This is a genomic window from Limisphaera sp. 4302-co, assembly GCF_049537155.1.
Lineage (GTDB): Bacteria > Verrucomicrobiota > Verrucomicrobiia > Limisphaerales > Limisphaeraceae > Limisphaera.
The window spans coordinates 306,259-318,936 of record NZ_JBMVQZ010000001.1 but is presented as its reverse complement, the minus strand read 5'-3'; the positions used below and the strand labels follow the sequence as shown (position 1 = coordinate 318,936).

At 65.6% G+C, this 12,678-nt stretch carries 6 protein-coding genes; 1 reads left to right on the top strand and 5 read right to left on the bottom strand.

The features are described 5' to 3' along the window. Positions 1 to 9: 9 nt before the first annotated feature. Positions 10 to 2,151, bottom strand: coding sequence for a DNA topoisomerase IV subunit A (locus ACPDIX_RS01140; protein ID WP_423429930.1), 2,142 nt, complete (start codon positions 2,149 to 2,151; stop codon positions 10 to 12). A gap of 273 nt (positions 2,152 to 2,424) precedes the next feature. On the opposite strand from ACPDIX_RS01140, the gene asnS reads away from it, so the two are divergent. Then, complete coding sequence (gene asnS, locus ACPDIX_RS01135; protein ID WP_423429929.1) at positions 2,425 to 3,786, top strand: asparagine--tRNA ligase; 1,362 nt, start codon at positions 2,425 to 2,427, stop codon at positions 3,784 to 3,786. Between the two features lie 138 nt (positions 3,787 to 3,924). Here the strand turns inward: asnS and ACPDIX_RS01130 are convergent, their stop codons facing one another. The 4 genes from ACPDIX_RS01130 to ACPDIX_RS01115 form a co-directional block, all read right to left on the bottom strand. Continuing rightward, positions 3,925 to 8,310, bottom strand: a complete 4,386-nt coding sequence (locus tag ACPDIX_RS01130; RefSeq protein WP_423429928.1) for a glutaminase domain-containing protein — start codon at positions 8,308 to 8,310, stop codon at positions 3,925 to 3,927. Then, positions 8,307 to 10,796 (bottom strand): beta-L-arabinofuranosidase domain-containing protein, encoded by a 2,490-nt coding sequence (locus ACPDIX_RS01125; RefSeq protein ID WP_423429927.1) that lies wholly within the window; start codon positions 10,794 to 10,796, stop codon positions 8,307 to 8,309. The genes ACPDIX_RS01130 and ACPDIX_RS01125 overlap by 4 nt, the downstream gene beginning before the upstream one ends. 206 nt (positions 10,797 to 11,002) lie before the next feature. Then, the gene (locus ACPDIX_RS01120) at positions 11,003 to 12,094 is read right to left on the bottom strand and encodes a rhomboid family intramembrane serine protease (protein WP_423429926.1); all 1,092 of its coding nucleotides are present in this window, start codon (positions 12,092 to 12,094) and stop codon (positions 11,003 to 11,005) included. A 91-nt stretch (positions 12,095 to 12,185) separates the two neighbouring features. Further along, a complete protein-coding gene (locus ACPDIX_RS01115) occupies positions 12,186 to 12,668 on the bottom strand; it encodes a MauE/DoxX family redox-associated membrane protein (protein ID WP_423429925.1) in 483 nt (160 codons plus the stop codon). Positions 12,669 to 12,678 lie beyond the last annotated feature (10 nt).

The window sequence follows — 12,678 nt, the reverse complement described above, 5'->3', positions numbered from 1 at the left end:
TCCGGAGCCTCAGGCAAACACCACCTCGGTGGTGGTCGCCTTCGGGTCCCAGCCGCGCGGGGGCTTCTCGCCCACGGCGGCGATGTCCTTGATGGAGAGCTGCCGGCCGCGCACCCGTGCGGACTTCACCTCCACCTTCGAGGGATCGCACGTTTGTTGGTGAATCTTCTGGTGCGGGGCGGGCTTGTACCGGATGTAGAGGCGCTCCGGCGTGTCCGGGCTGAAGAACAGAATGCGCCCCTTGTCCGGAAGCAGCGAGTACAGCTTGTTCAGGATCATGCCGCCAAAGGTAAAGCGCTTCAGATAGTTGGCCTTCCGATCGGCATACACACACGTGAACACGCGGTCCCGATCCGGAAGCCCGCACCACACCAGTTCCGACCCGACGAAGAGTTTCTCCGGCAGATCGATCATCTTGTAGGTGCCGTCGCGGAAGACCAGCAGGAGCCGGTCGTAGCGTGTGCATTCCAGCTTGAACTCGTCGCCGGAGACCTTGTAGCCCACGTAGCCGCTTCCCCGGTCGTAGCTGACCTTGAACGCCCGAAAGGCAACAGCCCGTGCGTCCACCTCCTCGTGCCGGGCGGACTTGGTGGTACGGCGGGGGAACCGGGGTCCGTATCGCTCCAACAGGCGTTCCAGGTGGGCTATGGCATGGGCGGTGAGGTTCTTGAGGTTCTTTTGCACCTCCTTGAGTTCACCCTGCAGTTTCTCCATCTCGTGGCGGTGCTGTTCGATGTCGAACAGGGAGATGCGGCGGATGCGGACCTGCAGGAGCTTTTCGATGTCCTCGTCGGTGAGCGGCCGGGCCAGTTCCTTGTGGAAGGGTTGGAAACCCTCGCGGACGGCGCGGTGCACCGCATCGGCCGTGCGGCATTGTTCGATGCGTTTGTAGATGCGTTCCTCGATGAAGATCCGTTCCAGCGTACGGAAGTGCAGTTCGTCCTGCAGGCGGCGCTGGCGCAGTTCGAGCTCGCGCCGCAGCAGATCCACCAGCTGGGCGGTGTTCTCCCGCAGGACCTCGCTGACGGTCATCTCCACCGGCCGATGGTCCTTGATGACGACAATCCGACTGTTGAGGGTGACCTCGCAATCGGTGAAGGCGTACAGGGCGTCCACGAGCTGTTCCGGCTCCACCCCCGGCGGGACCTTGATCTCGATGGCCACCGACTCGGACGTGTAGTCGTGGACGGAACGAACCTTCAACTTCCCCTTGCGGACGGCATCCTCGATGGAGGCGAGGATCGACTCGGTGGTGGTGCCGGGCGGGATCTCGGTGATCACCACCGTGTGCGGGTCCTTGATCTTGATCCGGGCCCGGACCTTCACGCTGCCACGGCCGTCCTGGTAATCGCGCGCGTCCATCAAACCGCCCGTGGGGAAATCCGGCAGCACCTTGAACGGTTCGCCTTTCAGAATGGCGATCTGGGCCTGGAGCAGCTCGGGAAAATTGTGCGGCAGGACCCGGGCGGAGAGTCCGACCGCGATCCCCTCGGTGCCCAGCATCAGCAACAGCGGCAGTTTGGAAGGCAGCGCCACCGGTTCCTGGTTCCTGCCGTCGTAGCTCGGGACCAGCTCGGTGAGATCGTCGTTGAACAGTTCCTCCCGCGCCAGATCCGTCAGACGGCATTCGATGTAGCGCGGCGCGGCCGGGGGGTCGCCGGTGAAGATGTTGCCGAAGTTGCCCTGGCCCTCGATCAGATAGCCCTTGTTGGCCAGGACCACCAAAGCCTCGTAAATGGAGGCGTCGCCGTGCGGGTGGAACTTCATGGTGTCCCCCACGACGTTCGCGACCTTGGTAAACCGGCCGTCATCGCCGAGGTGCATGGCCCAGAGGATGCGGCGCTGCACCGGCTTGAGACCGTCGGCCAGGCTGGGCAGCGCACGGTCCCGGATCACGTAGCTGGCATACTCCAGAAAGCTGCGGTCCACCCTCTGATGCAACGGCGTGACAGGCCGGCGCGGGTCAAAAGGCGGGCGGGAGACGGTGGCAACCGTCTCGGCCTGGACATGAGATTCGCCGTTGCCGTCGTCCCCGGGCGTGGCCGCAGGGCGTGCCCGGGCGGCGGGCTTGGCGGCGCCCCCGCCCTGGTCGGGCAACGGCAGGGCAGCCTGTTCCCCGGATGCCGGTTTGCGCTTCCGTCGTTGGCTCATCAAATCCCCAAGGTAGAAAGGCGGACGGGCTTGTCCAAGCCCGGCTTTCGATTCTGGTCATCCGGTTCGGGCGGCGCGAGGCAGGGAGCGGATGCCTCGCCCCTCCGCGCCTGCGCCGGCCGGATGCCGTGCGGGGCGACGCCGCCCGATCCCTCGCCAGTCGCCGGACAAAAGCCCGGGAGGCACCCGGCCGGGGCCGCTTTGCCCTTGCCGAGCGCCAGGCACGGCGGCAGGCTCCGGTCCCGGCCATTATGGCCTTCGGAGAACTGAGCCATGCAAAAGCGGGTAAGGGAACTGTTGGCATCGGAACATCCGTGCCCGGACGTGCGGGTCCAGGGCTGGATCCGAACGCGCCGGGACGCCAAGGGTTTTTCATTTCTCGAAGTAAACGACGGTTCGTGCCTGAAAAACCTGCAGGTGGTCGTGGACGCGCAGGTCCCGGGTGCCGACGCCCTGCCGCGCTGCACCACCGGCGCCTCGGTCTCGGTCTGGGGGGACCTGGTGGAATCGCCCGCGCCGGGTCAACGGTGGGAACTGCGGGCCACGCGGCTGGAACTCATCGGGCCGGCAGACCCCAGCTATCCTTTGCAGAAGAAGGGGCACTCACTGGAGTTTCTGCGCACCATTGCGCATCTGCGGGCGCGTTCCAACCTGTTCGGCGCGGTGTTCCGGACCCGAAGCCGGCTGGCCCGGGCCGTTCATGAATTCTTTCAGCAACGGGATTTTCTCTGGGTGCACACCCCGATCATCACCGCCAGCGACTGCGAGGGTGCAGGGGAACTCTTCCGAGTCACGACCCTCAAGGGGCGCCCCGGAGAACGGCCCGAGGACGATTTCTTCGGTCGGCCGACCTACCTGACGGTGAGCGGGCAGCTGGAGGCCGAGGCGCTGGCCTGCGCACTGGGCCGGGTGTACACGTTCGGCCCCACCTTCCGGGCGGAGAATTCCAACACCTCGCGTCATGCGGCGGAGTTCTGGATGATCGAACCCGAGGCCGCATTTTTCGATCTCACCGCGGACATGGACCTGGCCGAGGATTTCCTCAAGGCCATGGCCCGTCACATGCTCGAGGAGGGCGGAGACGACCTGGATCTCTTCGAGCGCTTCGTGGACAGGGAGGTTCGGCCCCGACTCCGGTTCGTCGCCGAGCGGCCGTTCGTACGCATCCCGTATGCCGAGGCGATGGAAATTCTGCAGAAGTCGGGCCGCTCCTTTGAGTTCCGGCCCGAACCCGGGCAGAACCTGCAGTCCGAACACGAACGCTTCCTGACCGAGGAACATTTCCGGGCGCCGGTGATCGTTTACGATTATCCCCGCGCCATCAAACCCTTCTACATGCGCCTCAACGACGACGGCGTCACGGTGCGCGCCATGGACGTGCTGGTGCCCGGGGTGGGAGAGGTGATCGGCGGTGCGCAACGCGAGGAACGGCTGGAGGTCTTGCGCGAAAACCTCCGCTTCCACGGATTGAAGGAAGAAGACTACCAGTGGTACCTGGACCTGCGCCGGTACGGCACCGTCCCGCACGCGGGGTTCGGCGTCGGTTTCGAGCGGTTGCTCATGTTTCTGACCGGGATGGGGAACATTCGTGACGTCATCCCGTTCCCCCGCACGCCCGGCCACGCCGAGTTTTAACCTTTGCCCGAGCCACAGGAAGGTGGCGGACTGCAGGGGCCGTCAGCTCCCAGCCTGGCGACCCGCACATCCCATTCGCACGCCCGGCACTCGGAACCCGGCCCAGGTCAGCTGCGGCAATGCGCGCCGGGGCAGGGCTCAGCGTGCAGTCGGTTCGCCCGGTTCGAGCCGGACGAAACCTGCATCAATGTACTGACCGCCGCCGGTCTGGCGGCAACTGATGGCCAGCAGATTCTTCCCCGGCCGGAGCGCGGCGCGGGCCCGCTCGTTGAGCGGGCGGTTGAAGTAACTGGTGACATAGCCGCGGAACCGCCCGATGAGCTCGCCGTTGAGATAGACCTCGGCGTCCTCGTCGTGGTGGATCCACAGTTGCAGATTGTCCAGACCCTCGGCAGGCAACTCGATTTCACGCCGCAACCAGATGTGTGGCGTGTTCCATTGGGTGCCGATGTGTGCGCCGGGCGTGCCGGGTGTGCCGAAGCCGCTGCGACCCTGCTTCCACCGGGAGTCGTCGAAATCGGGCCGGAACCAGTCCGGCCCGGGCCGGCTGGTGGTGTAACGCCAGATGGCCGGCTGGGTGTCGGCGGCCGGGACAACCGGCACGATCCTGGGCGGCACAGGCATGGGGGCCCAGTTGGTGGCGCGGGTTTGATCGCGGCCGGCCCATTTCTCCCAGAGGGCCGGATCATACAGCATCGCGGCAAAGAGCGCACCCACCACCGGCCGCGCTGTGAAGCCCACGCGGCGGGCGGTCCGGGTGTCGTACCAGTCGGTCATCGGCACGCGGTCCGGCGTCTCGTTGAGGAAATCCCACACGGGGGCGGTCAGCGCAATGAAGTCGGACTGCTTGCGGCTGAGGGTGGCGGACCAGAAGATCCAGTCCAGCTTGGTGTAATCGCGGCGGCTGTCGAGGGGCAGGCCGTAACGGTTCTGCACCTTGCGGTAGAACGCCACTTCCTTCTCGAAGACCTCCTCGGGGAAGAGGTTCAGTCCGAGGATTCGGTCCCAGATCAGATTGTATTTCTGGCTCCACGTACCCGGCCGGTCAAACGCCAGCCGGTAGTGGTCACCGTCGTCGGCCTCCTCCACCCAGCGGCGGGCGAAGCTCCGGGCCAGGTTGAGATACTCCTCGGCCTTGGCAGCGTCCCCGCGCAGGGCGCACAGCTTGCCGAAGGCGCCCAGCGCCACGATGGCCTTGGCGCTGAGGTTGACGTTGTGGGCCATGTGCCCGGCGAAATCGTCGGTGCAAAGCTGGTTTTCGGGGTCGTATCCCTTGTCCCGCAGATACTGCGCCCATTGCTCCAGCCTGGCCCAGTAGGGCGCGGCGAAGCGGGCGTCCCGATCCATCAGGGCCACCGCAGCAACCAGAATCAAAGCATTTCCGCACTCCTCGACCGGCATCTGGTTTTCCTCGGAATGTTCGCCTCCGCCGTACACCTGGCCGTTGGCGTGCGGATAAGTCCCCAGATCATGGGGCGCGAAGGGGAACCTCCATCGGTCGCTCGCTGCGTAGTTCAGGTACGGCACGAGAAACGACTTGGCCAGCGTCGAACCGAACAGCAGGAACTGGGGCGACATGGGGTAGAAGACATCGGCCGTGCCGATGCATCCGTTGGAATGGTTTTCCTTGCAGAATTGGAGCGGCTGTCCGTTGGCGTCCGCCACGAACTTGCCTGCGGCGAAACACTGCCGGTAGGCCAGTGCCGCCATGCGCGCGTAAGCGGTTCCGCCCACCCGCTCCAGATCGTGCATCAATTCGCGGTCGAACTCCTCGCACCGCTGCCGCAGACCCTCGTATTGGGCGGCCGCCGCCCGGAGAAGATCGCCGGCCTCCCAACCGTTGCGGCGCCAGTAGGGGCGCAGGTTGTGCCGCATGTACTGGACGGACCACAGATCGTCGTAGGCGACCATCAGCCAGGAACGAACCGGCTGGGAACCTACATTGCCGAGAGGCAGGTTCCAGGCCAGCACCAGGCGATCGGCCCGGACGGGTTCGTCGCTGCCGGGCACTTCCGTCGGCCACCGACCGCCCTGCAGGAAAAGCTCCTGTATCTCGTGCCGCGGTCCGGCCGCGGGAGCACCCGGTGTGTCTGCGGCACCCGCGAGGTAAAAGTACCCCCAGTCAATCCGAAGATCATCTCCGCGTTTTTCCAGGATCGGTTGTTCCACCGATCCCACACGCACGGCCCGGACACCGTCCCAACTTTCGCGTTTCCATGTGACGGTTTGCTCAGGTTCGTTCACCGCCAGTTCACCCGAGGCGTCGAGGTAAATGGCCGTTGTGTGGGACCGCCCGTCTGTGGAGACCAGCTCGAAGGTCACGTAGGTCACCGGACGGGAGAGGATGTCGACGTCCATGGGCAGCGCAGGTGTGAGGAAGGTGAGGCGCAGCCGGACCCCGCCGCCCTCGAACGTGTAGATGGTCCGGGTGGGCAGGACCTCCAGCCCCGTCTGGCGCAGCGCAGGAACCCGGGCCGGACTGGCGCCCAGGAAGCGCCACACGCGGTCGTCAATCCGGATCAGGCCGGTCAACCGGTGAGGACGTCCCGTCCAGTGGACCGTGTCGGCCTCGGTCAACTGATCGGCCGGGGACCAGATGCTGAAGTACGGGTCGTGCGCCACGAGTGGCGTGGCCGGCGGGATGAGTTCGGTGGGACGACTGAGCCGTTTGGGCGGTGGCGTGTACAACTTTCGCGCGGCGGCGGCGATGAGTTCCGGATCCATCTTCACAACCGCCCGGTCGTAGGTCATGAGTCCGTTGACCTCGATTTCCACGTCCGTGGTCTGCGTGTACACGGCCGCCGCCAGCCCCTGGTCGCCGGTCAGGGGGTGCAACCGGCGCAGCAGTTCGAGGTAGGCCTCGGTGAGCTCCTCGCGGGTGTTGTAGCTGCGGTAACCCCAGTTGCGTTCGTCCTGCCAGGTGTGACCGCGCAACGGCAGCCCCAAACCGCCGAATTCACCCAGCACCACCGCGCGTTGCTTTTCCACCGGGGCGGTTCCCGGTCCGGGATAAATGTGCACATCCCGCACGTCACCGCAGCCGCGGTCGGCCCAGCCGCTGGCGTTGTTGACCAGGCGCGTGGGATCCCATTGCTTGATCAGGTCCACGATCCGGCAGGTGTCGTACTGGCCCCAACCTTCGTTGAAGGGGACCCACATCACGATACAGGGGTGGTTGTAGAGGCCTTCCACCATGGCCTTTAGCTCACGCTCGAACTGTGCGGCCGATTCGGCGGAACGGCGGATGTCCGGGTCGTTCGGCCCGATGTATCGGTCGCCGCTGGGCATGTCCTGCCAGACCAACAGACCCAGGCGATCGCACCAGTAATACCACCGTGCGGGCTCGATCTTCACATGCTTGCGCGCCATGTTGAACCCGAGCTTTTTGGTCATCTCGATGTCGAACCGCAGGGCCTCGTCAGTCGGGGCGGTGTAAAGTCCGTCCGGCCAGAAACCCTGGTCCAGCGGCCCGAATTGAAAGAGCGGCTTGTTGTTCAGGAACAGCCGGGGGATGCCCAGGCCATCGCGTTGCACGGCGATCTTGCGCATCCCGAAATAGGAGGTCACACGGTCCGCCACCCGGTTTTCGCGGCGCAACCTGAGTTCCAGGTCGTACAGGAAGGGATCGTCCGGTGACCACGGGCGGGGCCGGGGAATGGGGATCTCCATCGTGGCGCGGGCGGCCTGGCCGTCGGGCTGGAGGGGAGCCGAGACTCGACCCACCGCGCGGCCCCGCTCGCGGACCTCGGCCTCCAGTTCCCATCCGTCGCCCGGGCCTTCACAAAAGGCCTCCAGTCGGAGCGTTTCCTTGTCTAAGTCGGGTGTGAGCCGGATGCGGCGGATGTGCGTTTCAGGCACCGGCTCGAGCCAAACCGTCTGCCAGATGCCGCTCGACGGCGTGTACCAGATGGCGTGCGGGTTGCGAACCTGTTTGCCGCGGGGTTGGGTCCCGGCGTCCGTGGGATCCCAGACCGCCACGACCACCTCCTGCTCGCCTTCACCTTTCAGAGCCTCGGTGATGTCGAACGAGAATGCGTCGTAGCCGCCCTGATGCCGGCCCACCTCGCGGCCGTTGACCCAGACCACGGCCTCCCAGTCCACCGCGCCGAAATGAAGCAGGACCCGCTGACCCGACCAGGAACGCGGAAGGGTGAACGTGCGCCGGTACCAGAGCCGGTTCGTCTCGTAAACGCGGCGCATCACGCCTGAAAGCGCCGACTCCACGGGGAAGGGGACCAGAATCCGCCCTTCCCACCCGGCAGGCTGGGGATCCTCGCGCAGCGTGATGGCATAATCCCACAGCCCGTTCAAATTCAGCCACTCCTTTCGGACCAACTGCGGCCGGGGATACTCGGGATGGACGTTGTCGGGCGAAACCTCCGAGGCCCACCGGGTCATCAAAGGACCGCGTGCCGGCTGCCAGTCCGAGCCGGTGCGATTCCTGCCGGCAGGGGCGCCTGAAGCAGGGAGGATCAACGAGCCCAGGGCAAGGGCGGCCGTGAGAACGGTTACGTGCGCTTTCATTCTTCGAGAATCTTCCATTCGAGGATGCCTGCGGAAACGTTGGATTGCAATTGAACGACCAATCGAAGGGCGGTGGTCTCCACCGGATCGAATTGCACCACGTTCCACCGGTCCCGGGCCACGCCCGGCTCGGTCCGGGTGCGAACCGGCCGCCATTGATCGCCCTCGCGATACTCCACGGTCCAGGAGGCCGGCACGCGACATTCGCCAACCCCGGTGTCATCGAACCAGTAAACCGCCACGCCCTTGATTTTTCGCGGACGTTCGAAATCGGCCCGGACCCACTCACGGGTGCCGCGATGCGGCCACCACGTGAAACGCGGAATGCTGTGGTCGTTCGAGTGCGTCGGTTCCAGCCCGTCCCCCAGGGCCTCCACCGTGTCATGCTCATAACAATGCGAGGCCGAGGGGCGCCAGTCCGGTTTGCGCGGCCGCGCGGGCGGAGTCCAGCGATGGGCGGACGAATCGGTACGAACGGTGGGAAACGCGGCAATCCGCAACCGCGCGGCTCCCATGGGGATGAGCGTCACCTCTTCCACCGGTTCCGTCGTGTAGGCCGGAGAAGGCTGCAAGGGCGCGACCATGTTCAGGCGGTCCAACTGCCATTCCGGGATCCGACGTGCCCGGGCGCGGACCCGCAGGGGCGTCGCCTCGGGTGTGAACGGTTGTTCGGGGATCCGGCCCGGGCGTCGGTCGAGCCGCAGGCCGGCGGCGGGTCGCGCAGGGTCCAGTTCCAGCCCGTAGTTCCACGGGGAGGCCGGGAACACCTCCCATTCGGGCCAGCCCGGCACGCGTTCGCCGTACTTTTCCCAACGTTCCTCGATCGCCAGGGAAAAGGCCAGCGGACCGTAGTGCACCGAGACCGCGTGATGATTGGTGGGCCAGGTCCGCACCGACAGCTCCATGGGGAGCTGCCACTCGATGCGGTCGCCATCCCGCCAGGTCCGTTCCCAGCGCACGTACGCACGCGGCCGAACACCCGTCAACGGCACGCGGCGCCCGTTCAGGGACAGGCGGGGTTCTTTGCACCAACCCGGCACGCGGAGGTACAGCGGAAAACGGACCGGCTTCGGTGTGATCAGCCGGATGCGGACGCTTTCCTCGAACGGGTAGCCGGTGCGCACCTGCAGGTGAACCGTGGTCCCGGACCCCACACGGGCGCGCACCTCGCACGGTGCGTACAGCGACGCCGCCAATCCATCATCCGGTGTGGCCAGCCAGAGTTCCTCGGCGTAGTAGGGCCAACCGTGTGACACGTTGTGCTGGCAACACCGGTACACCTCGTAGGGGCTGTAGGAGAACATCGTGCCGGAGTTCTGAATGCCGGGCGCCTTGTTGTGACGGTCCAACTGCACCTGGTTGGCGCAGGTGATGTAGTGCAGGGCACGCGCATCAGGCGTCAGCGCCGCCGGAAAAGAGTTGAAAGCGATCTCCTCGCAGCGATCGGCCCACACCGGGTCGCCGGTCAGCCGCACCAGCATCTCGTAGCTGTGCATGAACTCCACGATCCCGCAGGTCTCGATACCGCCGCGCGGGTCCACAAAGCCGGGCCGGACATTCTCGTCGCCCACGAAACCGCCGCCGGGGAACTGTCCGTACGTCTGCATGACCTTCTGCCAGTTCCGTTCGGCCGAGTCGCGGTGGGCCGGGTCGTGGGTGAAAAGCCAGGCAATGGTGCCCGCGCGGAAACCCTGGGCAATGTTGACATTGTGCCAGTTCACCACATCCCGGTGCCAGGCGGGCATGTTCTCGTGGATCTTCCGCGCCAGATCGAGCAGCCAGGATTCTCCGGTGCGATTGTAAAGCCACAGGACACTCTCGATGTTGTCCCCCGCACGCAAAGGTGGCCAGTAACCGACGCTGAACGCCCGGCCCGGCAACCGGTGTTGCCATTCGAAGTAACGCCGCATGACCTCCAGCACGCGGGGGTCTCCGGTGAATTCGTGATAACTCTGGAACACATTCAGCATCACCATGTGCGGCCAGAGGTCGGGCTTCCCGTCCAGACCGGTCAAAAGATCCCGCGGGCCAAACCACCCGTCCTGCCGCTGGGAAGCCATGGCGGCCTCGATCCAGCGTCGTGCCTCGGCGATCAGGCGCGGATCGTTCAACACGTAGCCCAGATCGCCGAATCCCTTGAGCCAGTAGGGCATTTCTTCCCAGCCGCGCTCGCCCCTGCCCTCCGGACTGGCCCACGCACTCCGTTCGAAGTCCAACCAGGGCGACACCTCGGCCAACCGCCCTACCATCCCGTCGCGCGCCAGTTCCAGTTGATGACGCAGCCAACCCTGCGGGACGATGCTGCCGATGGGCAGGCGAACAAACGCCGCGGGCTCCAGCGGCGGCCGGTGACCGCCATAGAACCGGTTCGGCCCCGCCACGGGTGGGCGCTCCACCACCGTCGGCGCCTCATCCCCCATGACCGGCCTCGAGACCAGGCCCAGACCAAGCGCCAGAGCGAACCAGACTGGGTGCTTTCTTGTCATAACGGTGCTTGTCAGTCTGTGACGGTCGCGGCAGGCACGGGATTGTCCCTGGTTCGGACCCGGTTCCTGGCCCGACAGCATGCCTCCTCGACTCCGCACGGGCAACGGAATTCGCCGGCGCCCGTTCTCCGCGTGTACAGGGCGCGCCTTCAACGCGCCGTCGAGATTGCGGGATCCCGGCTCCCGCGTCATGTGGCATGAAGTGGCTACAGACCGGCCTGTCCCGCCGCGCCCAGCCGGCGCCTGTGGAACCACCAGGCAACCAGACCGGTCACGGCTCCGCCCAGGTGAGCCAGTGCGGACACGTGCCCGTACCCACCGGCCTGCAGGATTGCCTGAATCGCTTGAAAAGCCATCCACAGGAACCAGGCCGTGCCCGCCGTCAGCGTGAGCACCCGCCAATAAATGAGCATGCCGAGACGGATGTTCGGAAACTGCAGGGCGTAGAACGTGATCAGGCCCGAGATTCCGCCACTGGCCCCCGCGCAGGGTAGATCACCGCGCGGGTCAAAGAGCACGTGCAGGACGTCCCCGGCCATGGCGGAACCAAACAGCAGGAGCAACCACCGTTTCCGGCCAAGGTAGTCCTCCACGTTGTCTCCAAAAAACAGGAGGAAATAGAAGTTGCCAAACAGGTGCAGGGCGTCGGCGTGAAGAAAGAAACTCGTCAGGAAGGTCAGCCCGCCCATGCGCGCCCATTCATCGGGAATCAACCCCCAACGGTCCATCACTGCTTCGGCGTCACCCGACCACCAAGCCAGGACGGAGACGGCCACCATCAGCAGACCGACGCACACGGTCGCCCAAGGGAATCGGGCAAGGGAGTTTTCCGTCACCTCCACCGGCATTCCCAACACCATCGGCAACCATTGCCAACCCTCCGGCCGGGCTTCGGCCTCGCTTTTGCTGGCCAATTCCTCCAGACGCATCCGGGCGATCCGTTCGCGCAGCATCAACTCCTGTGCGTGCTCGTTCAAAAGCGGGGCCTCGGGCAGGGCCTCCATCTCGAGGGCATCGAACCAAACCACGCCGCAGGGGCGGCAACCATCCAGCTCCAATGGTGGATCGGGCACATGAAACCGGCGCATGGGCCGGTTGCAGAACGGGCAGGGCGGCCCGTCAGCATCCGACTGGCGGAGCAGCAGCCGCAGGACCTGCTTGGCGCAATCGTCCCCGGCCATCCGCCGGATCTGCGGAACCGTGGCGGCGCGGCCCCCGCACCGGTCGCAGGCGTAGTAAAGCCCGCCCCGGTGCCGGACCGTCAGCAGGTGCCCTTTGCAAGCCGGACAGAACAGCATGCCTTGTCATTGTCGCCCGCCCAACGGGACGTCAGGCCGGACGATGCGCGGGAGCCGATCCCGCCGGCCCATCGAACCCCGCAGGGCGAGCTCAGGCCGGGTCGGTCCCGCGCGCGATCAGTTCATAACGCAGCGCGCCGCCGCGCCCCACGCGGCCCGTTCCGAGCCAGATGCACCCGGCCAGCAACAAAAGATTCTCCGCCAACTTGTGACAAAGCCGCACCTCGCCCGTGCCGCAACCACAGTCGAACCTCACCGCACACAAGGCCGTCTGACGCATCTGCGCCAGTTGCCATCCGTGAACGGCAACAAGGGCGGTGAAACCTGCCAGGAGCAACGCCAGCAACCAGGACGTTCCCCGCACCGCCACACCGGCCACCAGCAGCAAACCGCAGAACACCTCCAACCAGGGCAGCAGGATCGCAACCGCGTTCAGCAGCCAGGGCGTCTCCAACAGGCCATATTGCCGCACGGCCTTCAGGAAAGTGACCGGATCAAGCGCCTTGACCAGACCGAGGCCACCCAACCACAGACCCAGCGCCACCCGGAACAGTGTACCCAACCAGATTGCCATGCTTTTCGAA